General features: G+C 74.1%; 24 protein-coding genes. 14 read left to right on the forward strand and 10 right to left on the reverse strand.

All coding sequences use genetic code 11. The annotated features are described in order from the left end of the window. Positions 1 to 73: 73 nt before the first annotated feature. The gene (locus KDL28_RS29455) at positions 74 to 673 is read right to left on the reverse strand and encodes a DedA family protein (RefSeq protein ID WP_252443844.1); all 600 of its coding nucleotides are present in this window, start codon (positions 671 to 673) and stop codon (positions 74 to 76) included. An 86-nt stretch (positions 674 to 759) separates the two neighbouring features. Here KDL28_RS29455 and KDL28_RS29460 point away from each other — a divergent pair, with 86 nt between their 5' ends. Continuing rightward, positions 760 to 1860, forward strand: coding sequence for a carboxylate-amine ligase (locus KDL28_RS29460; protein ID WP_252443846.1), 1101 nt, complete (start codon positions 760 to 762; stop codon positions 1858 to 1860). 5 nt (positions 1861 to 1865) lie between these two features. Here the strand turns inward: KDL28_RS29460 and KDL28_RS29465 are convergent, their stop codons facing one another. The 3 genes from KDL28_RS29465 to KDL28_RS29475 form a co-directional block, all read right to left on the reverse strand. After that, positions 1866 to 2600: a cutinase family protein gene (locus KDL28_RS29465; protein WP_252443848.1), complete on the reverse strand. Its 735-nt coding sequence runs from the start codon at positions 2598 to 2600 to the stop codon at positions 1866 to 1868. 186 nt (positions 2601 to 2786) lie between these two features. Further along, positions 2787 to 4946 carry a 3-hydroxyacyl-CoA dehydrogenase NAD-binding domain-containing protein gene (locus tag KDL28_RS29470; RefSeq protein WP_252443850.1) on the reverse strand — a complete coding sequence of 720 codons (2160 nt, stop codon included), beginning with the start codon at positions 4944 to 4946 and terminating at the stop codon, positions 2787 to 2789. Between the two features lie 22 nt (positions 4947 to 4968). Beyond that, on the reverse strand, positions 4969 to 6189 hold the full coding sequence (locus KDL28_RS29475) for an acetyl-CoA C-acetyltransferase (RefSeq protein ID WP_252443852.1): 1221 nt from the start codon (positions 6187 to 6189) through the stop codon (positions 4969 to 4971). Positions 6190 to 6249: 60 nt separating this feature from the next. On the opposite strand from KDL28_RS29475, the gene KDL28_RS29480 reads away from it, so the two are divergent. The 5 genes from KDL28_RS29480 to KDL28_RS29500 all read left to right on the forward strand — a co-directional run bounded on the left by KDL28_RS29480 (position 6250) and on the right by KDL28_RS29500 (position 10824). Beyond that, on the forward strand, positions 6250 to 6987 hold the full coding sequence (locus KDL28_RS29480; RefSeq protein ID WP_252443854.1) for a MerR family transcriptional regulator: 738 nt from the start codon (positions 6250 to 6252) through the stop codon (positions 6985 to 6987). A gap of 10 nt (positions 6988 to 6997) precedes the next feature. After that, positions 6998 to 7480, forward strand: coding sequence for an acyl-CoA thioesterase (locus KDL28_RS29485; RefSeq protein ID WP_252443856.1), 483 nt, complete (start codon positions 6998 to 7000; stop codon positions 7478 to 7480). A 12-nt stretch (positions 7481 to 7492) separates the two neighbouring features. Next, entirely contained in the window at positions 7493 to 8761 is a 1269-nt protein-coding gene (locus KDL28_RS29490) for a TetR/AcrR family transcriptional regulator (RefSeq protein ID WP_252443857.1), read from the forward strand. Between the two features lie 79 nt (positions 8762 to 8840). Further along, positions 8841 to 10157, forward strand: coding sequence for an acyl-CoA dehydrogenase family protein (locus KDL28_RS29495; RefSeq protein ID WP_252443859.1), 1317 nt, complete (start codon positions 8841 to 8843; stop codon positions 10155 to 10157). A 7-nt stretch (positions 10158 to 10164) separates the two neighbouring features. Beyond that, the gene (locus KDL28_RS29500; protein ID WP_252443861.1) at positions 10165 to 10824 is read left to right on the forward strand and encodes a TetR/AcrR family transcriptional regulator; all 660 of its coding nucleotides are present in this window, start codon (positions 10165 to 10167) and stop codon (positions 10822 to 10824) included. Positions 10825 to 10904: 80 nt separating this feature from the next. On the opposite strand, the gene KDL28_RS29505 is transcribed toward KDL28_RS29500, so the two are convergent. Beyond that, positions 10905 to 11831, reverse strand: a complete 927-nt coding sequence (locus tag KDL28_RS29505; protein ID WP_252443862.1) for a LysR family transcriptional regulator — start codon at positions 11829 to 11831, stop codon at positions 10905 to 10907. Positions 11832 to 11867: 36 nt separating this feature from the next. Next, positions 11868 to 12671 carry a succinate dehydrogenase subunit SdhC gene (gene sdhC, locus KDL28_RS29510; RefSeq protein WP_252443864.1) on the reverse strand — a complete coding sequence of 268 codons (804 nt, stop codon included), beginning with the start codon at positions 12669 to 12671 and terminating at the stop codon, positions 11868 to 11870. 243 nt (positions 12672 to 12914) lie between these two features. Between sdhC and KDL28_RS29515 the strand changes: the two genes are divergently transcribed. Further along, complete coding sequence (locus KDL28_RS29515) at positions 12915 to 14108, forward strand: MFS transporter (RefSeq protein ID WP_252443866.1); 1194 nt, start codon at positions 12915 to 12917, stop codon at positions 14106 to 14108. On the opposite strand, the gene KDL28_RS29520 is transcribed toward KDL28_RS29515, so the two are convergent. Beyond that, on the reverse strand, positions 14096 to 14482 hold the full coding sequence (locus tag KDL28_RS29520) for a DUF3224 domain-containing protein (RefSeq protein ID WP_252443867.1): 387 nt from the start codon (positions 14480 to 14482) through the stop codon (positions 14096 to 14098). The genes KDL28_RS29515 and KDL28_RS29520 overlap by 13 nt on opposite strands. Then, the gene (locus KDL28_RS29525; protein WP_252443869.1) at positions 14479 to 15459 is read right to left on the reverse strand and encodes a DUF2867 domain-containing protein; all 981 of its coding nucleotides are present in this window, start codon (positions 15457 to 15459) and stop codon (positions 14479 to 14481) included. Before KDL28_RS29525 ends, KDL28_RS29520 begins: the two co-directional genes overlap by 4 nt. Before the next feature lie 54 nt (positions 15460 to 15513). Between KDL28_RS29525 and KDL28_RS29530 the strand changes: the two genes are divergently transcribed. Beyond that, positions 15514 to 16104 carry a TetR/AcrR family transcriptional regulator gene (locus KDL28_RS29530; protein WP_252443870.1) on the forward strand — a complete coding sequence of 197 codons (591 nt, stop codon included), beginning with the start codon at positions 15514 to 15516 and terminating at the stop codon, positions 16102 to 16104. A 3-nt stretch (positions 16105 to 16107) separates the two neighbouring features. Here KDL28_RS29530 and KDL28_RS29535 read toward each other — a convergent pair whose 3' ends face one another. After that, complete coding sequence (locus KDL28_RS29535) at positions 16108 to 16863, reverse strand: enoyl-CoA hydratase/isomerase family protein (RefSeq protein ID WP_252443872.1); 756 nt, start codon at positions 16861 to 16863, stop codon at positions 16108 to 16110. A 118-nt stretch (positions 16864 to 16981) separates the two neighbouring features. On the opposite strand from KDL28_RS29535, the gene KDL28_RS29540 reads away from it, so the two are divergent. After that, entirely contained in the window at positions 16982 to 18067 is a 1086-nt protein-coding gene (locus KDL28_RS29540) for an S-(hydroxymethyl)mycothiol dehydrogenase (RefSeq protein WP_252443874.1), read from the forward strand. Further along, complete coding sequence (locus tag KDL28_RS29545; RefSeq protein WP_252443876.1) at positions 18064 to 18699, forward strand: MBL fold metallo-hydrolase; 636 nt, start codon at positions 18064 to 18066, stop codon at positions 18697 to 18699. The genes KDL28_RS29540 and KDL28_RS29545 overlap by 4 nt, the downstream gene beginning before the upstream one ends. Positions 18700 to 18771: 72 nt before the next feature. Here KDL28_RS29545 and KDL28_RS29550 read toward each other — a convergent pair whose 3' ends face one another. After that, complete coding sequence (locus KDL28_RS29550) at positions 18772 to 20016, reverse strand: MFS transporter (protein WP_252443878.1); 1245 nt, start codon at positions 20014 to 20016, stop codon at positions 18772 to 18774. Between the two features lie 124 nt (positions 20017 to 20140). On the opposite strand from KDL28_RS29550, the gene KDL28_RS29555 reads away from it, so the two are divergent. The 4 genes from KDL28_RS29555 to KDL28_RS29570 are packed head-to-tail and all read left to right on the forward strand — an operon-like array spanning position 20141 to position 23937. Beyond that, positions 20141 to 21091, forward strand: a complete 951-nt coding sequence (locus tag KDL28_RS29555; RefSeq protein ID WP_252443880.1) for a metal ABC transporter solute-binding protein, Zn/Mn family — start codon at positions 20141 to 20143, stop codon at positions 21089 to 21091. An 11-nt stretch (positions 21092 to 21102) separates the two neighbouring features. Continuing rightward, positions 21103 to 21888: a metal ABC transporter ATP-binding protein gene (locus KDL28_RS29560; RefSeq protein ID WP_252443882.1), complete on the forward strand. Its 786-nt coding sequence runs from the start codon at positions 21103 to 21105 to the stop codon at positions 21886 to 21888. 4 nt (positions 21889 to 21892) lie between these two features. After that, a complete protein-coding gene (locus KDL28_RS29565) occupies positions 21893 to 23059 on the forward strand; it encodes a metal ABC transporter permease (RefSeq protein ID WP_252443884.1) in 1167 nt (388 codons plus the stop codon). Continuing rightward, positions 23056 to 23937 (forward strand): metal ABC transporter permease, encoded by an 882-nt coding sequence (locus KDL28_RS29570; RefSeq protein WP_252443886.1) that lies wholly within the window; start codon positions 23056 to 23058, stop codon positions 23935 to 23937. The genes KDL28_RS29565 and KDL28_RS29570 overlap by 4 nt, the downstream gene beginning before the upstream one ends. Positions 23938 to 23956 lie beyond the last annotated feature (19 nt).

A 23956-nucleotide genomic window follows, 5' to 3' on the forward strand; every position in this document is an offset into this window, starting at 1 on the left:
ACAGACCGCGCGGAGCTTCGCGCCAACCGGGCCCGGAAGGCAAGCCCCGTCGCGACGACCGGTGGGCCCCGGCTCAGCTGCCGGCGGGCTCCCGGCTGCGGACCTTGCGCACGATCAGCACGATCAGCCCGACCACCAGCAGCCCGATGACCACGTAGCTGACCGGCCCGAGCCAGCGCTCGACGCTGTCCCACCGCTCCCCCAGCAGCCAGCCCAGCGCGACGAACGCCGCGTTCCACACACCGCTGCCGAGCGTGGTCAACGTCAGGAACTTCACCAGCGGCATCCCCACCACACCGGCCGGGATGGACACGACGCTGCGCAGGAACGGCACGAACCGGCCCAGCAGCACGACCTTGCTGCCGTGGTCCTCGAAGAACTTCTGCCCGCGCTCGAGGTCCTTCTGGCTGGTGATCACGAACCAGCGGTGCCCGGCCAGGCGGTGCAGCCGGTCGTAGCCGAGCCAGGCGCCCAGGCCGTAGAGCAGCGCCGCGCCGACCACGGAGCCTGCCGTCGACCAGATCCACACGGCGACGACGTTGAGCGCGCCGGTGCTGGCCCGGAACCCGGCGAGCGGGAGCACGACCTCCGACGGGATGGGGGGGATCAGGTTCTCCAACAGGATCAGCAGGCCCACGCCCACCGAGCCCATGCGGTCAACGATCGAGAACACCCAGTCGGCCACCTGCCAGATTGCCCGATTCCGCTCCGCCTGAACCTCGACGTTCGGCGAAGACCGCCAGTGGGCACTATCTGCGCGTGCGCAGTGTGGGGGTCGAGGAAGAGTTCCTGCTCGTCGATCCGGAGTCGGGGACTCCGGTCGCGATGAGCGAGGCGGTGCTGGCGGTGGCCGAACGGACCGGGGACGGGGAGGTCGAGGACGAGCAGGGCGCGGGGCTGACCAAGGAGCTGCAGCGCGAGCAGCTGGAGACGGGCACCCGCCCGTGCACCGAGCTCGACCAGCTCGCCGCCGAGCTGCGGGCGGTGCGGGCCACGGCGGTGGCGGCGGCGGGCGACACGGGCACCGCGCTCGTCCCGCTGGGCACCTCGCCGCTGCCCGTCGAGCCCACGCTCACCCCGGCGCGCCGCTACAACGAGATGGCCCGCCGGTTCGGGCTGACCGTCAACGAGCAGCTCACCTGCGGCTGCCACGTGCACGTGGCCATCGACTCCGCGGAGCAGGGGGTCGCCGTGCTCGACCACATCCGCCCGTGGCTCGCCCCGCTGATCGCGCTCAGCGCCAACTCGCCGTTCTGGCAGGGCGAGGACTCCGGGTACGCGAGCTTCCGCAGCCAGGTGTGGACGCGCTGGCCCTCCGCCGGGGTCTACGAGCCGTTCGGGTCGGTCCAGGGCTACCGCGACTTCGTCGCGACCGCGCTGGCCACCGACACACTCCTCGACGAGGGCATGCTCTACCTCGACGCGCGACTCTCCCGCACCCACCCGACCGTCGAGGTCCGGGTGGGCGACGTCTGCCGCGACCCCGACGACGCCGTCCTGCTGGCCGCGCTGGTCCGCGGCCTGGTGGAGACGGCCATCGCCGAGTGGGGGGCCGGCACCCCGCCGCAGGCGGTGCGGACCGAGGTGCTGCGGCTGGCGACGTGGCGCGCCGGCCGCGACGGCGTGCGCGGCGCCCTCCTGGATCCCCGCACCTGGCGCCCGGCCCCGGCCGGGGAGGTCCTGCCGGCGCTGGTCGACCGGGTCGCCCCGGCCCTGGAGGCCTACGGCGACCTGGGCCCGGTGCGGGAGCTGCTGCGGGCGACGCTGGAGCGCGGCTCCGGCGCGGACCGCCAGCGTGCGGTGTTCCAGCGGACGGGCTCGCTGTCCAAGGTCGTCCTGGACGCGCTGCCCGGCGCCTGACGCGGTCAGCCGAGGAGTTCGGCGACCGCTTCCACCGCCTCCTGGCGGTCGGCGCCGTACCGGAAGTGCCCGGTGCCGGTGGCGCCGCGCTGGCAGACGTTGTCGTCGCGGTTGCAGAACGACACGACCGAGTCGGTGAACCGGCCGAACGCGCCGGTGGCCCGGGGGAGGACACCGTTGGTGCCGGCCCGGAAGCTGCCGGTCACGAACGGCTCGCGGCTGTTGAAGGCCGGGTCGCCGAACATCGCGATCGCGCCGATCCGATCGGCGGCGGGCACGGTGCCCGACGACAGCGCGTCGCCGATGACGTCGGCGCCCTGCGAGTAGCCGATCAGCACGAACCGCGTGTCCGGGCAGGCGGCCGAGGTCTGCTGCAGCCGCGCGCGCAACGCGGTGACGCCCTGGCGCTTGCTGCTCTGGTAGGCGAACGACGCAGGGTAGACCAGGTCGTGCGTTCGCACGGTCTGATCCAGTTGGTCCTGCAGTGCGGAGGCCAACGGGCCGGCGACGATGCCGCCGCCCTGCCGCTCGGTGGTGCCGCGGACGGCGATCGTCTCGACCTCCGCGCAGCCGTCGGCGGGCGCGTCGGCGACGAGTTGCGGCGCGGCGACGACGGTCGGCGCGGGGGCCGCGGCCGGCGCGGGGACGACCACGACGGCCAGGGTCCCGGCGCCGATGGCGACGGCCGCCCCGGTCAGGAGGGTGGCCAGACGGCGCCGCGGGTGGGGGGAGCGCTTCATCTTCTGCAGACCTGCTTCCTCGGTCGAGCCGCCGCGCTCTGTGCGGCGGGCCTACCGAGAAGTACGCACCACCACTGCAGCTTTCTCGGCGGTGGCGGCGATGCGCCCGTTCATCACGGACGCGTAACACCGACGGCCCGCGTTCCGATGGCGCAGGAACGCGGGCCGCCGGCTACCCCGGACGGGTCAGGCCGCAGCGACCTGAGCGGCCCTGGAGCGGAGGCTGTCCGGCACCCGGAAGCGCTCGCCGTACTTCTCGGCCAGCTCGTCGGCGCGGGCGACGAACCCGGCGACCCCGCCCGGGTAGCCCTCGACGTACTGCACGACGCCGCCGGTCCAGGCCGGGTAGCCGATGCCGAAGATCGAGCCGATGTTGGCGTCGGCGACGGCGGTCAGCACGCCCTCGTCGAAGCACTTCGCGGTCTCGATGGCCTCGATGAACAGCATCCGCTCGGACAGCTCGTGCAGGTCGACGTCGTGGTTGGTGGCGCCGAACCGCTCGCGCAGCCCCGGCCACAGCCGCACCCGCTTGCCCTCGGCGTACTCGTAGAACCCGGCGCCGCCGGACTTGCCCGGCCGCCCGGCCTCGACCAGCCCGTCGATGATCCGCTCGGACGGGTGCGGCTGCCAGGTGCCGCCGGCCGCCTCGACCGCGGCCTGGGCCTCCTTGCGGATCTTCTGCGGCAGGGTGAGCGTCAGCTCGTCCATCAGCTGCAGCACCGGGGCCGGGTAGCCGGCCTGCGCGGAGGCCTGCTCCACGGTCTGCGGGTCGATGCCCTCGGCGACCATCGCCACGCCTTCGTTGATGAACGTGCCGATGACCCGGCTGGTGAAGAAGCCGCGGCTGTCGTTGACCACGATCGGCGTCTTGCGCATCCCCAGCGTCACGTCGAACGCCTTGGCCAGCGCGGCGTCGGAGGTGCGCTCGCCCCGGATGATCTCCACCAGCGGCATCTTGTCGACCGGGGAGAAGAAGTGCAGGCCGATGAAGTCGCTCGGCCGCTCGACCCCGGCGGCCAGCTCGGTGATCGGCAGCGTGGAGGTGTTCGAGCACAGCAGCGCGTCGGGCTCGACCACCTTCATCGCCTCGGCGAAGACCTGCTGCTTGAGCTCGACCGACTCGAACACCGCCTCGATGACGATGTCGCAGCCTGCGAGGTCGTTGTAGTCGTCGGTGGGGGTGATGCGCTCCAGCAGCGCCTCGCCCTTCTCCAGCGTGGTCTTCCCGCGCTTGACGCCCTTGGCCACGAGCGACTCGGAGTAGGCCTTGCCCTTCTCCGCGGCCTCCAGCGTGACGTCCTTGAGCACGACCTCCCAGCCGGAGAGCGCGCAGGTGTAGGCGATGCCCGCGCCCATCATCCCGGCGCCGAGCACGGCGACCTTGCGCGGCTGCCACTTCTCGTACCCGTCGGGCCGGGAGCCGCCGCCGTTGATCGTCTGCAGGTCGTAGAAGAAGGCCTTGGTCATGTTCTTGGCGACCTGGCCGGTGACCAGCTCGGTGAAGTACCGGGCCTCGATGCGGAACGCGGTGTCGATGTCGACCTGGGCGCCCTCGACCGCGGCGGCCAGGATGTTGCGCGGCGCCGGCATGGGCGCGCCCTTGAGCTGCTTGCGCAGGTTGGCCGGGAACGCCGGCAGCAGCCCGGCCAGCTGCGGGCTCGACGGGGCCCCGCCGGGCATCCGGTACTTGGGCTTGTCCCACGGCTGGGCGGCGTCGGGGTTGGCCGCGATCCAGGCCCTGGCCTTGTCCAGCATCTCCTCGGGCGACGACGCCAGGTCGTCGAGGATGCCGACCTCCTTCGCGGCGGCCGGCTTGTGCCGCTGGCCCTGCGAGAGCACGTTCAGGAAGCCGTTCATGATGCCGAGCATCCGGGTGATCCGGACGACCCCGCCGCCGCCGGGCAGCAGGCCCAGGGTCACCTCGGGCAGCCCGTAGACGACGCCGGGCGCGTCCAGCCCGATGCGGTGGTGGCAGGCCAGGCCGATCTCCAGGCCGCCGCCGAGCGCGGTGCCGTTCATGGCCGCGACGACGGGCCTGCCCAGCGTCTCCAGCCTGCGCAGCTGGTTCTTGATCGTCATGGACTGCTCCATGACCGCGGGCGCGTCGGCCGGGGTGGCCTTGCTCATCGAGTCCAGGTCGCCGCCGGCGAAGAAGGTCTTCTTGGCCGAGGTGACGATCACCCCCTCGACTGTGTCTTTTGATGCGACCAGCTCGTCGACGCACTCGCCCATCGCGGTCAGGTACCGGTCGTTCATGGTGTTGGCGCTGCGGCCCGGGTCGTCGAGGGTGACGACGACGATCCCGTCGGCACCCTTCTCCCAGCGCACGGCCTTCTGCTCGCTCACTTCTCGCGGTCCCTTCGGGGGTTCAGACGCGCTCGACGATGGTGGCGATGCCCATGCCGCCGCCGACGCACAGCGTGGCCAGGCCGTAGCGCAACTCGCGGCGCTCCAGCTCATCGATCAGCGTGCCCAGGATCATGGCGCCGGTGGCGCCGAGCGGGTGGCCCATGGCGATCGCGCCGCCGTTGACGTTGACCTTGTCGGGGTCGAGGTCGAGGTCGCGCATGAACCGCAGCGCGACCGCGGCGAACGCCTCGTTGATCTCGAAGAGGTCGATGTCGCCGACGCTCAGGCCGGCCTTGGCCAGCGCCTTGCGGCTGGCCGGGGCCGGACCGGTGAGCATGATGGTGGGGTCGGCGCCGGACAGCGCGGTGGCCACGATCCGGGCGCGCGGGCGGATGCCCGCCGCCTGCCCGGCGGCCTCGGTGCCGAGCAGGGTGAGCGCGGCGCCGTCGACGATGCCCGACGAGTTGCCGGCGTGGTGCACGTGGTCGATCTTCTCGACCCAGTGGTAGCGCTGCAGGGCCACGGCGTCGAAGCCGCCCTGGTCGCCGATCATCGCGAACGACGGGGGCAGCTTGCCCAGCGCCTCCAGCGTGGTGCCCGCCCGCACGTGCTCGTCGCGGTCGAGGACGGTGAGGCCGTTGCGGTCCTTCACCGGCACGACCGAGCGCGAGAAGTAGCCGTTGGCCCAGGCCTTGGCCGCGCGCGTCTGCGACTCGACGGCGAAGGTGTCGACGGTCTCCCGGGTGTAGCCCTCCAGGGTGGCGATCAGGTCGGCGCCGATGCCCTGCGGCACGAACCCGGTCTGGTAGCTGGTCTCGGGGTCCATCGCCCAGGCGCCGCCGTCGGATCCCATCGGCACCCGCGACATCGCCTCGACGCCGCCGGCCAGGACCATCTCCTCCATGCCGGAGCGGACCTTCTGGGTGGCGACGTTGACCGCCTCCAGCCCGGACGCGCAGAACCGGTTGAGCTGCACGCCGGCCACGGTGTGCGGCAGCCCGGCGGCGATGGCGGCGGTCTTGGCGATGTCGCCGCCCTGGTCGCCGACGGGCGAGACCACGCCGAGCACGACGTCGTCGATGGTGTTCGGGTCGAGCTCCGGGAAGCGCCTGCGGACCTCGTCGATCAGGCCGGTCACCAGCGAGACCGGCTTGACCTCGTGGAGCGAGCCGGAGGCCTTGCCCCGGCCGCGCGGCGTGCGGATGGCGTCGTAGACGTATGCCTCGGGGATCCCACTCATGCCACCTTTGTTACAGCAGTACTGTCACATAGGTCAAGGATCCGCGTACCCTCCTCACCCATGGCCGCCGCACCTGAGCCCCAGCACTCCGGGGAGGAGCTGCTCACCGTCGACCAGTTGGCCGAGCGCACCGGCATCACGGTGCGCACCATCCGCTTCTACGCCGGGCGCGGGCTGATCCCGCCGCCCACGCTGCGCGGGCGCACCGGCCTCTACGGCTCCGACCACGTCGCCCGGCTCGGGCTGGTCAGCGAGCTGTCCGCGCTGGGGTTCACGCTGGCGGCCATCGAGAGCCACCTGCGCGCGCTGCCGGTCAGCGCCGGGGCCGAGGAGCTGGCGCTGCGCCGGGCCCTGCTGACCCCGTGGGCAGGCGAGCAGACCGAGGAGATCGACGGCGCCGAGCTCGAACGCCGCGCCGGCCGCGCGCTGAGCACCGCGGAGATCGACGCGCTGGCCGACCTGGGCGTGCTGGAGCGCACCGACGGCGGCGTCCGGCTGCGCGGCCCGACCACGCTGCGCGAGGGCCTGGCCCTGCTGGACTCGGGGCTGCCGATCGAGCTGTGGACCCGCGCCCACCGCGTCGTCGAGCGGCACACCTCGGCCATGGCCGAGGAGCTGATGGAGCTGTTCCAGGCCGAGGTCCTGCAGCCCTACCGCGACCGCGGCCGTCCCCCGGCCGAGCGCGGCCGGCTCGCCGCGGCCCTGCAGCAGCTCAAGCCGATCACCATCGGCGGGGTGGTGACCGCGTTCGGCCGGGCCGTCAACCGGACCATCCGTGACCGGTTGGGCGAGCGGTAGCCTCCCGCGCATGGCCGAGCCACGGGGTTCCACCCCCATCGGCACCGTGTTCGAGCACCCGTTCACGGTGCGGTACTTCGAGGTGGACGCCCAGGGCGTCGTGTTCAACGGCTGGTACCTGGGCTACTTCGACGAGGCCATGTCGCACTTCCTGGTCGCCCGCGGGCTGCCCTACCAGGTGATGCTCGACGCGGGCTACGACGTGCAGCTGGTCCGTTCGGAGATCGACTGGAAGGCCGGGCTGCGCTGGCAGGACCGGGTCGCCGTCGCGGTGTCGACCGCGCGGATCGGGCGCACGAGCTTCGCCCTGGACTTCGAGGTCCGCCGCCGCCCCGCCGAGGACGACCCCGCGGCCGACGGCGCCGCGCACGAGGTCACCTGCACCGGCCGCACGTTCTACGTGGTCGTCGCCACCGACGGCTCCGGCAAGCGCGAGATCCCCGACCTGATCGCGGCCGCGCTGGGCGCCCCGGCGCCGCTGCTCCCGGCCTGACGAGCGGTGAGGATGACCGAGACGACCACCCACCCGCCCATCCCCCGGCTACCCGAGCTGGCCCCCGAGCCGCCGCCCGCTGGCGACCCGGCCGGGCGCGCGGCCCGCACCCGGACCGCGATCATCGACGCCACCCGCGCGCTGTTCCTCGAACGCGGCTACGCCGGCACCCGCATCAGCGACATCACGGCGGCCTGCGGGATCTCCCGGGCCGGGTTCTACAACTACTTCAAGGACAAGCGCGACGTCTTCATCCTGCTCGGGTCGGCCGCGTTCCGGGAGCTGCTCGACGTCGTCGCGCGGTGGGACTCGCTGCCCACCCCGGCCACTTCGGCCGACGTGATCGGCTGGGTGCGCGACTACCTCGCCTTCATGGACCGCCACGGCGCGTTCCTGCACGCCTTCAGCTGGTCGGCGCCCGAGGACGACGAGTTCCGCTCCGGGGCCCGGCGCATGCAGATGCGGGTGGCGTTCCAGCTCGGCCTGCGGCTGCGCGCCCGGCAGCCGCGCCCGACCAGCGCCCCGGAGGCGCTGGGCCTGGTCGTGCTGGCGATGCTCGACCGCACCTGGTACGGCAGCCGGGTCACCCGGCTGCCGGTCGACGACGCCGACATGGTGCGCACCGCGGCCGCCCTGATCCGCTGCTGCCTCACGGCCGAGCCCGCGGCCGTCGCCGTCGGTCCCGACCGCGCCCGGCCTGCCGCGGGGGCCGCGCCGCAGCGGCCCGCCGACCCGGTGCTGGACGCCGCCCGCCGGCTGTTCGTGCAGCGGGACGTCGCCGACGTGGCCGTCGCCGACGTCGTCGCGGCATGCGGCGTCGACCGGGCGGAGTTCGCCGCCCGGTTCGGCAGCACGAAGGCGCTGTTCCTGGCGACCGGGAGCGCGTCGTTGCAGGAGGTCCTGGACGCGATCGACGGCTGGGACCGGCTGCCCCGACCGTGCTCGACCGACGACGTCGCGGGCTGGGTGGACGCCTGGTTCGACACCCTCGACCGGCACGGCGTCTTCGTCTACCTGTTCGCGCTCGCGGTCCGGCCCGGGACCGAGTTCGCGGCGCACGGGCTGAGCAGCCTGATGAAGGTGGCGTGGGCGCTGGGCACCCGGCTGCGCTCGCGCCAGGCCGTCCCCAGCGTCGCGCCCGACGCGCTGGGCCTGGCGGTGCTGGGCATGGTCAGCGACACCTGGGCGCATTCCCGGGCGGAGCGCCTCCCGATCGGCCACGCCGACCTCGTCGCCGTGCTCGCCGCGGCCCTGCAGGACCTCCTCACCACCCGGGAGTGACCGCGCACCCCCTTGAAGCACTTGCATCACAACCTGATGTGCCTGCATGCTCGGTCCACGCGCACGCGAGGAGGCGAGCATGTGGGATTTCGAGACCGAGCCCGAGTACCAGGCCAAGCTCGACTGGGTCGAGGAGTTCATGCGGGAGAAGGTCGAGCCGCTCGACTTCCTCGACGCCAGCCCCTACGACAAGTCCGACGAGCGGATGATGCGCGTCCTGCGCCCGCTCCAGCAGGAGGTGCGCGACCAGGGCCTGTGGGCCTGCCACCTCGGCCCCGAGCTCGGCGGGCAGGGCTACGGCCAGGTCAAGCTGGCCCTGCTCAACGAGATACTGGGCCGGTCGCGGTTCGCGCCGAGCGTGTTCGGCTGCCAGGCGCCCGACTCGGGCAACGCCGAGATCATCGCCCACTTCGGCACCGAGGAGCAGAAGGCCCGCTACCTCGAGCCCCTGCTGGACGGCGAGATCTCCTCGGCGTACTCGATGACCGAGCCCCACGCCGGCGCCGACCCCACGCTGTTCACCACCCGCGCCGAGCGCGACGGCGACCACTGGGTGATCAACGGTGAGAAGTGGTTCACCAGCAACGCGAAGTACGCCTCGTTCTTCATCGTGATGGCGGTGACCAACCCCGACGCCGGCCCGTACGACCGGATGTCGCAGATCATCGTGCCGCGGGAGACGCCGGGCATCGAGGTCGTCCGCAACGTCGGCGTCGGCTCCGAGTCGAGCCGGGAGGGCGGGCACGGCTACATCCGCTACACCGACGTGCGCGTGCCCGCCGACCACGTCCTCGGCGGCGAGGGCAAGGCGTTCGCGATCGCCCAGACCCGGCTGGGCGGCGGGCGCATCCACCACGCCATGCGCACGATCGCCCAGGCCCGCCGGGCGTTCGACATGATGTGCGAGCGCGCGCTGTCGCGGCAGGTCCGCGGCTCGCGCCGGGACACCGACCGGACGCCGCTGTCCACCCTGCAGATGACCCAGGAGAAGATCGCCGACAGCTGGCTGCAGATCGAGCAGTTCCGGCTGCTGGTGCTGCGCACGGCGTGGCTGATCGACAAGCACGGCGACTACCTGAAGGTCCGCAAGGACATCGCCGCGGTGAAGGTCGCGATGCCCGCGGTGCTGCACGACGTGGCCCAGCGGGCGCTGCACCTGCACGGCGCGCTCGGCGCGTCCAACGAGATGCCGTTCGCCGCCATGATGATCGGCGCCGAGGTGCTCGGCATCGCCGACGGCCCCACCGAGGTCCACAAGATCACGCTGGCCAAGCAGGTGCTGCGGCAGTACGCCCCGCACGAGGGCCTGTTCCCGTCCGGGCACCTGCCCAGCCGCCGCGAGCAGGCGCAGGCCCGGCTCGCCGAGTTGCTCGAGCACGAGGCCGCTCAGGTCTAATACCCCGATGTCGACCCCGTCGTCGCCGCGCTCGGACACCAGGGCCAAGCTGCTCTCCGCGGCCGAGCACCTGTTCGCCGAGCGCGGCGTCGACGCGGTCAGCCTCCGCGAGATCACCCGCGTCGCCGGCGCGCGCAACGTCATCGCTGTCCAGTACCACTTCGACGACCGCGCGGGCGTGCTGACCGCGATCCTGGCCAAGCACCTGCCCGACGTCGACGCCCGCAGGCACGCCCTGCTCGACGAGATCGACGCCACCGACGGGGTCCCGACCGCGAGGGCGCTGGCCGGTGCACTGGTCCGCCCGCTGGCGGCCAAGCTCGCCGACCCCGACGGCGGCCCGGCGTTCCTGCAGATCTACGCCGAGCTGCTGAACCGGCCCAGCCCGCAGTTCCGGTCGGCCGACGGGGAGTCGCGCAGCCTGCGCCGCTGGCGGACCGCGGTGGAACCGGTGATCGACCCGCAGGCGCGCCGGCTGCACCGGCGGCTGACCGCCATCGTGCACACCGCCGTCGAGCTGGCCCGCCGGGCCCGCTCCGCCCCGCACACCGACGACCGGCTGTTCACCAGCTACCTGGTCGACGTCGTCGCCGCCATCCTCACCGCCCCCGTCTCCGCCGAGACCACCCGCCTCGCCGACGAGCGCGACGCCGCCCGTTCCCCCTGACCCCCCGTGGAGAACGAACTTGCCGTCGTTGTGGACCGGCAAACCGACGATGTCTTCGTTCTCGACGGGCTGGGGGTGGATCAGCGCGCCCAGGCCGGCGTCCAGGTGCCGGGCCCCGGCTCGGAGCGCGTGCGGGCGAGGTGGGCGCGCAGCCGGGCGAGCACGGGGTGCGGGTCGTCGACCCGCCACAGCAGGCAGTGCGGGTAGACCGGGACCGGGTCGCGCACCGGGATGCACCGCAGGTCGTGCCCGCCCGGCCAGAGCAGCCGCGAGCGCCCCCCGATGAACGTGGCCACCTCCCCGGAACCGGCCAGGACGTCGGCCAGCGCCTCGAAGCCGAAGTCGGGCCCGGTCGTGTCGAGGGTGAGCCCGAACTCGGCGGCGAGCCGGGCGTAGTACGCCGCCCACTCGGTGCTCCCCGCGCCCGCGGGCATCCAGATGCGGTGCCCGGCCAGCTCGGCCGGGGTGACCGCGCAGGCACCCGCGAGCCGGTGGGTCGGGCCGGTCAGCAGCTGCAGCGGCTCGTCGAGCACCCGGACGGCCGCGACGTCGTCGGGCAGCCCCCGCCCGGGAGCGCCGAGGGCGCGGAAGGACGCGTCCACCGCGCCGGAGCGGACCGCGGCGACCGCGGCGTCGGCGTCGGGCAGCGTCACGACGTCCAGGTCGGTGTCGGGGTGCGCGCGGTGGAACCCGCGCAGCAGCTCCGCCGGGGCGAGCCTGCGGCCCAGGACGTCGACCTTCAGCGCGCGCCGGTCGGGCCGCAGGGCGGCGGTGGCCGCCTGCGCGGCCCGCAGCAGGTCGCGGGCGTGCGGCAGGAAGGTGCACCCGTCGTCGGTGAGGCGGGCACCGCGCGCGGTGCGGGTGAACAACCGGGTGCCGAGATCGCGCTCCAGCGCGGCGATGCGCTTGGACACCGCCTGCTGGGTCAGCGCCAGGTCGTCGGCGGCGTCGGTGAACCGGCCGGCGTCGACGACGGCGAGGAAGGTCCGCACGCCGTCCAGGTCCATGGCGGTGGACGTTAGCGGCCCCGGTGCCGCGGGCCGTCAGTTGACCAGCCGCAGGTCGCCGATCCAGCCCGCCGAGACCGACATGATGTAGACGTCGGTGAGCGTCACGCTGATCAGCGACGCCCAGGCGAAGCTCTGGTGGCGGGCGTTGAACCAGGACAGCCGGGTCCACAGCCGGTAGCGGACGGGGTGCTTGGAGAAGTGCCGCAGCCGCCCGCCCAGCAGGTGCCGGCAGGAGTGGCAGCCCAGCGTGTACGCCCACAGCAGCAACACGTTCACCACGATGATCAGCGAGCCGAGCCCGATGCCGAAGCCGCCGCGCTGGGGGAAGAAGCTGAGCACCGCGTCGTAGGTGTTGATCAGCAGCAGCAGCGTGGCGCCGTAGAAGAAGTAGCGGTGCGAGTTCATCCCGATGAGCGGGAACCGGCTCTCGCCCCGGTAGCGCTTGGCCGGCTCGGCCACCGCGCACGCCGTCGGGCTCTGCAGGATCGAGCGGTAGACGGCCTTGCGGTAGTAGTAGCAGGTGCCGCGGAACCCGAGCAGGATCGGGAACACGATGATCGGCAGCGGGATCCAGAACGGCAGCTCGCCGAAGATCGTGCCGAAGTGCGAGGAACCCGGGGTGCACAGGGTGCTGATGCAGGGCGAGTACAGCGGGGTCAGGTAGTTCAGCTCCGGCACGAAGTACCAGCTGCGCATGAACAGCCGCACCACGACGTAGCCCAGCAGGACCGTGAGGGCGGTGGCCTGGACCGCCGGGGTCAGCCACCAGCGGTCCTTGCGGAACGTCCGGGCGGTGAGCTCGGCGCGACCGGCCGACGGATCCAGGGTCGACGACACCTCGGATTCCCCCGTCCTCGTGCTGCCCGGGCGCGCCGGGCGTCTGCTGGGAGCGAAGAGCCTAGCCCGGCCGACGGCGCGACCGCTGCGCCGAAGAGGGCTGTATCGCTCCGGTTCGGGTCGGCCCCTGGGTCCCACGTCGGGACGGGAGCGCACGACGTCCGGTTGTGGCTCGCCGGTGGTCCGGTTGTTGGCCCGCGCGACACCGCGCGCGGTCTGCTCGGCACCGTGGCGCGACGGGCGTTGGGACGGCGGTTCGGGTGGTTGTGGGCGGCCTACGCGGCGAGCGCCGCGGGCACCGGGCTCGCGTTCGACGCGCTTCCGCTGATCGCGATCCTGGTGCTGCACGCCGGCCCGGCGCAGGTGGCGGCGCTGGCCGCGGTGGGACGGGCGGCCGGGGCGGTGCTGGCGCTGCCGCTGGGACCGTGGGTGGAGTTCCACCGCAAGCGCCCGGTCATGGTGGCGATGGACCTCGTCCGGTGCGCGGCGCTGCTGAGCGTGCCCGCCGCGTTCCTGCTCGGCCGGCTGGGCTTCGCCCAGCTGCTGGTCGTCGCGGTGGTCGCCACCGCGGCCGAGCACGCGTTCCGGGCGGCCGCTGGCGCGTACCTCAAGGCGCTGGTGGCCCCGGCCGACCTGCTGGTGGCCAACGCCCGGTTCGAGGCCACGACGTGGACCACCACCGCGCTCGGCCCGCCGCTGGGCGGGGCCGCGATCGGGCTGTTCGGCCCGATGACCACCGTGCTCGCCAATGCGGCCGGCTTCCTGCTCTCGGCGGCGGGGATCCGGGCGATCGGCGGCCGGGAGCCGCGCCCGGCGCGCACCGGCGCCACCCGGATGCGCGCCGCCGACCTGCTCGACGGGTGGCGCCACCTGCTCTCCGACCCGGTGCTGCGGCCGCTGTTCCTGAACACGGTGCTGGTCAACGGCCTGGTCCTGGCCGCGGCGCCACCGCTGGCCGTGCTCATGCTGGGGCCGCTCGGGTTCGCGCCGTGGCAGTACGGCCTGGCGCTGGCCGGGCCGTGCCTCGGCGGCCTGCTCGGCGCCCGGCTGGCCGGCCCGCTGGTGGCCCGGTTCGGGCGGCACCGCGTGCTGCGCGCGGCCGGGACCCTGCGCGTGCTCTGGCCGGTCGGGCTGGCGTTCGTCGGTCCCGGCACGTCCGGGCTGCTGCTCGTCGTCGCGGTGGAGCTGGCCCTGATCACCTGCATCGGCGTGTACAACCCGGTGCTGGCCACCACCCGCCTCGAGCGCACTCCGACCGGCCTGGTCGCGCGCACGCTGGCCGCGTGGTCGGTCACCGGCGGCCTGGTCACCGCGGCCCTGACGGCGCTGTGCGGCCTGCTGGCCGAGGCGGTGGGCCCCCGGCAGGCGATCGCGGCCGCCGGCCTGGCGCTGCTCGCGACGCCGCTGCTGCTGCCGCGCGCCCGTCAGAGCGCGTAGTCGAAGGTGTAGGTGTGCTCGCCGTCGACCATGGCGATCGTCATCGTCCCGGTGAGCCCGGTCAGCTCACCGGTGCCCGAGTTCGGCACCACGTCGACCAGCATGTCGCCCCCGCCGCCCGCCATCAGCGCCGAGTGCCGCAGCAGGAAGCCGCCCTTGCGGCCGTCGACCGCGGCGGTGACCCGCTCGATGGCCACGTAGGTCGCGGTGCCCTCCCCGGCGAAGCCCTGCAGCAGCTCGGTGGCGCTCTCGCCGGTGATCCCGCCCTGGAAGGACTTGGTGTTGCGGGCCCGCACGCGCCTGGTGCCGTCGGCCTCGTCGATGACCTCCTCGTCCCAGGAGGTGAGGTCGAAGCGCCCGGTGGTCGTCGTCATGCGCCCATCCTCGACGCCGTCGGACGGTAGGTATTGGACGAACGCGACAGCCGCCGCGCCGCCCGGGTGAGCATCCCCCGCACGACCACCGGGTGGATCGGGCGCACGAGGGCGAAGTAGGCCCGGCCGCGCCGGTTGCGCAGCCGCACGACCGTGCTGAGCACGACGCGGTCGGGCTCGCGGCGCACGCTCGCCCGGAAGTCCAGGTGCCCGGCGTCGGTGCCGAGCAGCACCTCGTCGTCGGTGCGGTCGAGGGTCGCGAAGGCCGACTCGTCGCCGCGATCGATGCCGACCAGGCCGACCAGCGCCCGGCGCACCCCCATCAGCGCGGCGACCCACGCCGGTGGGTCGCGGAAGACGGCGTCGGCCCAGGCCTGCGGGTCGTCGGGCAGGCCGGGGCGGGCCGCGACGGCGAACGCGTCGGCGAAGTCGACCCGCGGCAGGGCGCCGTCCAGCAGACCGCCGGGCCGGACCTCCGCCTCCCGCGCCCTGGCGTCCTCGGCGAGGACCGCGCGCAGCACCCGCACCCAGGGCGACCAGCGCGCGGGCCGGGCCGGGCCGGTGCCGGCAGCCCGCTCGGCCCGGTCGAGCAGGTCCTCCAGCACCGCGTCGTGCAGCCACCGCACGACCAGCGGCCACAGCAGCACCATCGGCCCGGTCAACCGCCCCTCGGCCACGTGCCGCAGGACCGAGCCGGACCCCCCGTCCGGCTCGATCGAGAACGCGTGCATGCCGTCGAAGCCCGTGCCGGGCTCGAAGGCGAACTCGACGCGGCGCCCGGGCTCGTGCCCGGTGACCCGGTAGCGGATCCGGCCGTGCCCGCCCGCCGCGCCGACCGCGAGCGGCCCGTCGAGGACCATCGGCTCCCACCGGGGGCTGGGCCAGAGCGCGTCCCGCGGCCCGCCGAGGCGCTCCAGCAGCGGCGCCAGCTCCCCCGGCGGCACCGGCAGCCGCCGCTCGTGCACGTTCCGGACCATGTCCCCCGCCTCCGTACGCCACCGTATGGCTAGACCGTACGGTAGCGTACGGAAGTGGCGGAGCGGAAGCGGCTGAGCGCGCGGGACTGGGTCGACGCCGCGGTGGCCGCGTTGGGCGAGGGCGGCGTCGCCGCGGTGGCCGTGGAGCCGCTGGCCACCCGGCTCGGCACCACCAAGGGCAGCTTCTACTGGCACTTCGCCAACCGCGACGCGCTGCTGACCGCGGCGCTGGAGTCCTGGGAGCGCACCGACACCGAGGAGGTCATCGCGCTCGTCGCGGCCGAGCCCGACCCGCGCACCCGGCTGCACACGCTGCTGACGCTCGCCGTCGGCGGTCGCCACGACGATCACGGGGAGCAGCCCGGCGGCCGGGTCGAGCTGGCCCTGCTGGCCACCCGCGACCACCCGCTCGTCGCCCCGGTGCTGGCCAGGGTGACCGCGCGGCGGATCGACTACCTCGCCCAGCTCTTCGCCCGGATGGGCCTGCCGCCCTCCGACGCCCGCCACCGCGGCCTGCTCGCCTACTCCGCCTACCTGGGGCACGCCCAGCTCACCCAGGCCACCCCCGACGCCGTCCCCACCGGCGCCGACCTGGCCGCCTACATCGACGCCACGATCACCCGGCTGACCGGCGACCGCGGCTGAGGCTCACTTCCGGCCGGTCGCCGCGGCGAGGTAGGCGGCGGTCCAGCCGTCGGTGACCCGGCGGACCCACAGCTCGGCCACGCCCGGCGCCTCGTCGGCGTAGCCGTCCATCCGCTCGACGTGCTCGCGGCGCAGCTGGGCCTTGGTCATCGCGAACGTGTCCGGGGGCACGCCGGTGGCCAGCGCACGAGCCTCGGCGACCGCCCGGTCGAGCAGGTCGCCCGCCGGCACGATCTCGTCCACCAGCCCGAACCCGACGGCGTCGGCCGCCGCGTGGGTCTTCGCGCCGATCACCAGCCGGCGGGCCACCTGGTCGCCCACGGCGTGCCGGACGACCTCGATCGGCACCCGCGGGAACGGCACCCCGACCACGATCTCCGGGATCCCGACCCGGCCGGGCCCGTCGGTCATCAGGACGCGGTCGGCCGCCGCGGCCAGCACCGCGCCACCGGCGATGGCGTGCCCGTTGACCGCCGCCACCACCGGCTTGCCCAGCTCGAACGGCGTGCGCAGGGCGGCGTCGAGGGCGGGCAGGAACCGCCGCACGTACTCCTCGCCACCGTCGAGCAGGCGGCGCAGGTCGACCCCGGCCGAGAACGACCGCCCCGCCCCGGTGAGCACGACGGCGACGGCCGGGTCGGCGGCCAGCGCCCCGAACGCGTCGGCGATCGCCTCGCACAGCTCCAGGTCCATCGCGTTCACCGGGCCGTGGGCCAGCCGCAGCACCGCGACCCCGTCGACGTCCTCGCGCTCGATCATGACCGGAACCTACGGGCCGCCCCGCGCCGGGACCAGGATGTCGTTCGTCCCACCGCGGAGCCCGCGGGCATGGAAAGCTCAGCGCCGGACGCGTGTCGAGGGAGCCAGGAGTCGCAGAATGTCGCAGCAGGTACGCGGGGTGGTCGCCCACAAGAAGGGTGAGCCGGTATCCGTCGAGACGATCATCGTGCCGGACCCGGGGCCCGGGGAGGCCGTGGTGCAGGTGCAGGCCTGCGGGGTCTGCCACACCGACCTGCACTACCGCGAGGGCGGCATCAACGACGAGTTCCCGTTCCTGCTCGGCCACGAGGCCGCCGGGATCGTCGAGTCGGTCGGCGAGGGCGTCACCGACGTCGCGCCCGGCGACTTCGTCATCCTCAACTGGCGCGCGGTCGACGGCACCTGCCGGGCGTGTCGCCGCGGCGAGCCCTGGTACTGCTTCAACACCCACAACGCCGCGCAGAAGATGACCCTGGAGTCGGGCCGGGAGCTCAGCCCGGCCCTGGGCATCGGCGCCTTCATCGAGAAGACGCTGGTGCACTCGGGGCAGTGCACGAAGGTGAACCCTGCGGTCAAGCCGGAGATCGCCGGGCTGCTCGGCTGCGGGGTCATGGCCGGCATCGGCGCGGCCATCAACACCGGCGGCGTCGGGCGCGGCGACTCGATCGCGGTCATCGGCTGCGGCGGCGTCGGCGACGCGGCCATCGCCGGCGCCCGGCTCGCCGGCGCGTCCACGATCATCGCCATCGACGTGGACGACCGGAAGCTGGAGTGGGCCAGGGAGTTCGGCGCCAACCACACCGTCAACTCCCGCGAGCAGGACGTCGTCGAGGCCGTGCAGGCCCTCACCGACGGCAACGGCGCCAACGTCGTGGTCGACGCGGTGGGCCGCCCGGAGACGTTCAAGCAGGCCTTCTACGCCCGCGACCTGGCCGGCACCGTCGTCCTGGTCGGCGTGCCCACCCCCGACATGACCGTCGAGCTGCCGCTGATCGACGTCTTCGGCCGCGGCGGGGCCACCAAGTCGTCCTGGTACGGCGACTGCCTGCCCAGCCGCGACTTCCCGATGCTGGTCGACCTGCACCTGCAGGGCAGGCTGCCGCTGGAGAAGTTCGTCTCCGAGACCATCGCGCTCGACGGCGTCGAGGCCGCATTCGAGAAGATGCACCGCGGCGAGGTGCTGCGCTCGGTGGTGCTGCTGTGACCCCGTCCGGACCCGTCGACCACGTCGTCACCTCGGGCACGTTCTCGCTCGACGGCGGCACCTGGGACGTCGACAACAACGTGTGGATCGTCGGCAACGCCGACGAGGTCGTCGTCATCGACGCCGCCCACGACGAGCTGGCCATCGAGCGGGCCGTCGGCGGGCGCCGCGTCGTGGCCGTGGTGTGCACCCACGCCCACGACGACCACGTCAACCGCGCCCCCGCCCTGGCCGACCGGGTCTCCGCGCCGATCCTGCTGAACCCGGCCGAGCGGCAGCTCTGGGAGATGACCCACCCGAACCGCGCGCCCGACCGCGAACTGGCCGACGGCGAGGTGCTGACGGTCGGCGGGATCGACCTGCGGGTGATCACCACCCCCGGCCACTCCCCCGGCTCGACCTGCCTCTACGCCCCGGAGCTGGGCACGGTCTTCACCGGCGACACCCTGTTCCAGGGCGGGCCGGGCGCGACCGGCCGGTCGTTCTCCAGCTTCGAGGAGATCATCGACTCGATCCGGGAGAAGCTGCTGGCGCTGCCGGGCGACACGCTGGTCCGCACGGGCCACGGCGACTCGACGAAGATCGGCGACGAGGCCCCGCACCTGGAGGAGTGGATCGCCCGGGGCCACTAGCCCTCCGCCCCCCCCCACCCCCGCGGGCGCCCCGCCCCCCCCCCGGGGGTGGGTCGTGGGTCGCGCGTCCGGTCAGGTCGTTCTCGGCCGCGGGACCAGGCCGGTGCCGAGGCAGACCACCGCGGCCACGCCGAACGCGACCCGGAACCCGAACGGGTCGGCCAGCGCGCCGAGCCCGACGGCCCCCACGCCCGTGCCGCCGTCGAAGGCGATGTTCCAGGCGGCGCTGGCCGCGCCGTAGCGGGCGGGGCCGTAGACGGCGAACAGGGTGGTCAGCGAGTCGTTCTGGACGGCGCCGAACCCGACCCCCACCAGCGTCGCCCCGACCAGCACGCCGACGGAGCCGGTGTCGAGCAGCACCGCGGCGAGGCCGGTGCCCAGGGCGGTGAGCAGGGTGGCCGGGCCCAGGACGCGCCCGCCGATGCCGAAGCGGTCGACGAGCAGGCCGGCCCCGACCCGTCCCACCAGACCACCGGCCGCCATCACCAGCAGGGCCGCCGCGGCCGGCGCGCCGGAGCCGGGCACGGCCAGCGGCAGGAACGTGACCAGCCCGCCCTGGGCCAGCGAGCACACCACCATCGCCAGCAGCGGCCGGACCCCCGCCCGCAACCCGCCCCCGGCCCCCTCGCCCGCGGCCCCTGCGGCCCCTGCGGCCTCGGCGACGTCAGGAAAGCCACCATCAGGACGCGGGACGTCCTGATGGTGGCTTTCCTGACCGTGGGTGGCGGGGGTGAGGGAGCGGGCCGGGACGCGGATGAACGGGACGAGCAGCGCCCCGAGCACCGGCGCCACCCCGCCGGCCACGAACACCGGCAGGAACCCCAGCCGCTCGACGGCCGCCACCCCGATGGCCAGCAGCACCAGCTGCGGCGCCCCGACGGCGATCCCGTACCAGCCGGTCGCGCGGCCGTGCTGGTGCGGCGGCACGAGCTCGGCGACCAGCGCCGCCCCGACCACCGTGACCAGCCCGAAGCCCACCCCGCGCAGCGCGGACACCGCGATCACCGGCCCGGCCGCGGCGGACAGCGCGAACAGCGGGGCCGGGCCGCCCAGCAGCAGCAGTCCGACGCCGAGGACCCAGCGGTGCCCGATCCGGTGCAGCAGCCAGGGCACGGCGAGCTGGGTGAGGACGGTGCTGAGCATCAGCGCGCCGGTCGTGACGCCGGCGCCGAGCGCTCCGGCGCCACCGCGCGCGGCCCAGAGCGGGACGACGGGCAGCAGCAGCGCGTAGCCGCCGAATCCGAGGACCGTCGCGCCGAGCGTCAGCCGGAAGGGCGCGCCACGGACGCCCCCCGCGGTGCCCGGCGGAGGCAGCACGCCGACAGCGTAGATCAGCCGGTGGATCCGTATCGGATTGAGACGCCGCCGACAGGGAACTTCGACTAGCGTGCGGATCCTCTTAGTCTTAACTAAGCCCAGTGTTAGGGGAGACTAAATCGTGATGGGTCGGCGTCTGACCGGACTCGTGCTGGCCGCCGTGCTGGCCGCGCTGGCCGCCTGCGCCGCCCCGCCGTCCAGCCGCGCCCCGGTCGTCGACCGGCCGGTCAAGGTCACCACCACCACCAACTTCATCACCGACGCGGTCGCCCGGATCGGGGGCGAGCGGGTCGTCGTCACCGGGCTGATGGGGCCCGGGGTCGACCCGCACCTGTTCCGCGCCAGCGCCCGCGACGTGGCCACCCTGCGCGAGGCCGACCTGATCCTCTACGGCGGCCTGCAGCTGGAGGGCCGGATGGGCGAGCTGTTCGGCGAGCTGGCCGAGCGCCAGCCCACCCTGGCGATCACCAGCGACATCCCGCGCTCCGAGCTGCTGGCCCCGGCGCCGGGCACGGACGAGGAGTACGACCCGCACGTCTGGTTCGACGTCGGGCTGTGGGAGCGGGCCTGCCGCACGGTCGCCGCCGCGCTGACCGAGCGCGACCCCGCCCACGCCGCCGACTACCAGCGCAACCTCGACGCCTACCTCGCCGAGCTGGACGCGCTCGACCGCGAGATCAGGGCGCTGATGGACAGCGTGCCGCCGCAGCGGCGGCTGCTGGTCACCTCGCACGACGCCTTCGAGTACTTCGGCCGCCGCTACGGCCTGGAGGTGGCCGGCATCCAGGGCATCTCCACCGCGGCCGAGGCCACCACCGCCGACGTCGAGCGGGTGGCCGCGCTGATCGCCGAGCACCGGGTGCCCGCGGTGTTCGTGGAGTCCAGCGTGCCCCGCCAGACGATCGACGCCCTGATCGCGTCGGCCGCGCAGCGCGGCGTCGCGGTCCGCGTCGGCGGCGAGCTGTTCACCGACGCCGCCGGCCGGCCCGGCACCCCCGAAGGCACCTACATCGGCATGTTGCGGGCGAACGCGCACTGGATCGCGGCCGGCCTCAACGGCGAACCGGAAGGGTGAGGCAGATGTTCATGACGTCGCCGCCAGTCAACGAGACGACGGGCACGGTCACCGACACCGCGATGGAGGTCCGCGGGCTGACCGTCTCCTACCGGTCCGCCCCGGTGCTCTGGGAGGTCGACGCCCACTTCCCGGCCGGACGGCTGTGCGCCGTGGTCGGCCCGAACGGGGCGGGCAAGTCCACGCTGCTCAAGGCGGCGCTGGGGCTCGTGCCCAGCGACGCGGGCCAGGTCCTGATCGACGGCCAGGACGGGCGCGCGGGCCTCGACCGGGTCGCGTACGTGCCGCAGCGCGAGTCGGTCGACTGGGACTTCCCGATCACCGTGCGCGAGGTCGTGGAGATGGGCCGCTACCGGGCCACCGGCTGGTTCCGGCGGGTCTCCAAGGCCGACCGCGCCGTCGCCGCCGAGTGCCTCGACCGGGTCGGCATGGCCGGCTTCGGGCGCCGCCAGATCGGCCAGCTCTCCGGCGGGCAGCGCCAGCGGGTGTTCCTGGCCCGCGCGCTGGCCCAGCGGGCGCCGGTGCTGGTGATGGACGAGCCGTTCGCCGGCATCGACGCGCGCACCCAGGCCGACCTGCTCGAACTGCTGCGCGCCATGCGCTCCGACGGCACCTCGGTGATCGTCGTGCACCACGACATGGCCCAGGTCCGGGCCTCGTTCGACTGGACGCTGCTGCTGAACGTGCGGGCGCTGGGCTGCGGCCCGACCGCCGAGGTGCTGACGCCGGAGGCCGTGCGCGCCGCTTACGGCGTCCCCGGCACCGACATCGACGCCGACGACGTGTGGAGCGGCTGAGCACGTGTTCGGACTGCCCTACACCGACAGCGTCGTCGTCGCCGGTGCCCTCGTCCTCGGGCTGACCAGCGGCGTCCTCGGCGCGTTCGCCGTGCTGCGCCAGCGCAGCCTGGTCGGCGACGCCGTCGCGCACTCCACCCTCCCCGGGGTGTGCGTGGCGTTCCTCGTCTCCGGGGTGAAGGACGTCCCCGGTCTGCTGGTCGGCGCGGCGGTGGCCGGGCTGGTGGCCGCGCTGCTGATGGTCGGCATCGAGCGGGCCGGCCGGATCCGCCCGGACGCCGCGATCGGCGTGGTGCTGTCCGGGTTCTTCGCGCTCGGCGTCGTGCTGCTCACCCACATCTCCAACAGCCAGGACTCCGACCAGGCCGGTCTGGAGAACTACCTGTTCGGGCAGGCCGCCGGGCTGCTGGAGAGCGACGTCGCGGTCATGGCCGCGCTGGGCGCCGCGGCGCTGGCGGTGGTGCTGGTGCTGCGCCGGGTGCTGGCGACCACGCTGTTCGACGCCGGGTACGCCGGGTCGATCGGGCTTCCGGTGCGGGTGCTCGAGGTGCTGATGACCGCGCTGCTGGTGGTGGCGATCGTGATCGGCGTACGGGTGGTGGGGGCGATCCTGATGGTGGCGATGCTGGTCGTGCCCACGGTCACCGCCCGCCAGCTGGCCGACCGCTTCCCGGTGGTGCTGGGGCTGGCCGCGCTGGTCGGCGCGGTCGTCGGGGTCACCGGCTCGCTGCTGGCCACCCGGGCCGCGCTGCCGACCGGGCCGGTCGTGGTGCTCACCGGCTTCACGATCACGCTGGCCGCGGTGCTGTTCGCGCCCGGGCGGGGCGTGGTGTGGCGGGCGCAGCGGTTGGCCGCGCGCCGGCGGCGGGTGCGCCGGGAGGCGGTGCTGGGCGCGCCCGAGCTGGTGCGCGGCGGGCTCGGCGACGCGCTCGCCCGCGCGTCGCTGCGCCGGCGCGGTCTGCTCGACGCCGACGGCCGGCTCACCGACGCCGGCCGCGCGGCCGCCGCCGACCTGGCCGACCGCCGCGAGCTGTGGAAGGCCTGGCTCGCCCACGGCGCCGAGGTCCGCCTGCCCGACGCCCGCGAACCCGACCCCGTCGACCTGCGCGCCAGCCTCGGCGACGACGCCGTCGCCCAGCTGCGGGCCCTCGCCTCGGGGGCGCGGTCATGAGCGATCCGCTGGTGATCATCCTGGTGGCCGGCCTGGTGGGCACGGCGGCCGGGCTGCTCGGGCCGTTCCTGGTGCTGCGCCGGATGGCGCTGCTGTCCGACGCGGTCAGCCACGCCGTGCTGCCCGGGATCGTGGCGGTGTGGCTGGTCGCCGAGACCCGCGCCCCGCTGCCGGTCGTGATCGGGGCCGCCGCGTTCGCGGTGATCTGCGTGCTGGGCATCGACGCGCTGCGGGCCACCGGGCTGGTCGCCTCGGACGCGGCGATCGCGCTGGTGTTCCCGGCGCTGTTCTCGCTGGGCGTGCTGGGGGTGACGCAGTTCGCCGAGGGCATCCACCTCGACCTGGACTCCACCATCTACGGCGAGCTGGCCTTCGTCCCGTTCGACACGATGTCGCTGTTCGGGGTGGAGGTGATCCGCCCGGCGGTGGTGCTGGCCGTCGTCGTGGCGGCGAACCTGGCGCTGGTGCTGCTGCTGTGGAAGGAGCTCAAGGCCACCACGTTCGACCCGCAGTTCGGGGCGGTCGTCGGGCTGCGCCCGCGGCTGCTGTCGCGGCTGCTGCTGCTCGCCGTCGCGGTGACGGCGGTGGCCGCGTTCCAGGCGGTCGGCGCGATCCTGGTGGTCACCATGCTGATCGTCCCGGGTGCCACCGCCTACCTGCTGACCGACAGCCTCAAGGTGATGGTCTGGGCGGCCATCGGGGTCGGCTGGCTCGGCGCGATCGCCGGGCACACCATCGCCCTCGCGATCGACAGCAACATCGCCGGGGCGATGGGCCTGGTCTGCTCGGCCTGCTTCGTGCTGGCCCTGGTCGCCTCCCCGCGCTACGGCGTCCTCGCCCGCCGCCGACGCCGCCACCAGGCCCCCGCCGGGTCGTGAGCGGAGAACGGGTCCATGG

Source organism: Pseudonocardia humida, from assembly GCF_023898865.1.
Taxonomy (GTDB): Bacteria; Actinomycetota; Actinomycetes; order Mycobacteriales; family Pseudonocardiaceae; genus Pseudonocardia; species Pseudonocardia humida.

Coding starts and splice junctions, on each gene's coding strand:
- KDL28_RS29485 (WP_252443856.1), top strand. CDS start 6,998: ATGGCCGAGCCACGGGGTTCCACCCCCATCGGCACCGTGTTCGAGCAC.
- KDL28_RS29520 (WP_252443867.1), bottom strand. CDS start 14,482: ATGACGACGACCACCGGGCGCTTCGACCTCACCTCCTGGGACGAGGAG.
- KDL28_RS29555 (WP_252443880.1), top strand. CDS start 20,141: ATGGGTCGGCGTCTGACCGGACTCGTGCTGGCCGCCGTGCTGGCCGCG.
- KDL28_RS29475 (WP_252443852.1), bottom strand. CDS start 6,189: ATGAGTGGGATCCCCGAGGCATACGTCTACGACGCCATCCGCACGCCG.
- KDL28_RS29525 (WP_252443869.1), bottom strand. CDS start 15,459: ATGGTCCGGAACGTGCACGAGCGGCGGCTGCCGGTGCCGCCGGGGGAG.
- KDL28_RS29465 (WP_252443848.1), bottom strand. CDS start 2,600: ATGAAGCGCTCCCCCCACCCGCGGCGCCGTCTGGCCACCCTCCTGACC.
- KDL28_RS29570 (WP_252443886.1), top strand. CDS start 23,056: ATGAGCGATCCGCTGGTGATCATCCTGGTGGCCGGCCTGGTGGGCACG.
- KDL28_RS29560 (WP_252443882.1), top strand. CDS start 21,103: ATGACGTCGCCGCCAGTCAACGAGACGACGGGCACGGTCACCGACACC.
- KDL28_RS29480 (WP_252443854.1), top strand. CDS start 6,250: ATGGCCGCCGCACCTGAGCCCCAGCACTCCGGGGAGGAGCTGCTCACC.
- KDL28_RS29540 (WP_252443874.1), top strand. CDS start 16,982: ATGTCGCAGCAGGTACGCGGGGTGGTCGCCCACAAGAAGGGTGAGCCG.
- KDL28_RS29490 (WP_252443857.1), top strand. CDS start 7,493: ATGACCGAGACGACCACCCACCCGCCCATCCCCCGGCTACCCGAGCTG.
- KDL28_RS29505 (WP_252443862.1), bottom strand. CDS start 11,831: ATGGACCTGGACGGCGTGCGGACCTTCCTCGCCGTCGTCGACGCCGGC.
- KDL28_RS29500 (WP_252443861.1), top strand. CDS start 10,165: ATGTCGACCCCGTCGTCGCCGCGCTCGGACACCAGGGCCAAGCTGCTC.
- KDL28_RS29535 (WP_252443872.1), bottom strand. CDS start 16,863: ATGATCGAGCGCGAGGACGTCGACGGGGTCGCGGTGCTGCGGCTGGCC.
- KDL28_RS29495 (WP_252443859.1), top strand. CDS start 8,841: ATGTGGGATTTCGAGACCGAGCCCGAGTACCAGGCCAAGCTCGACTGG.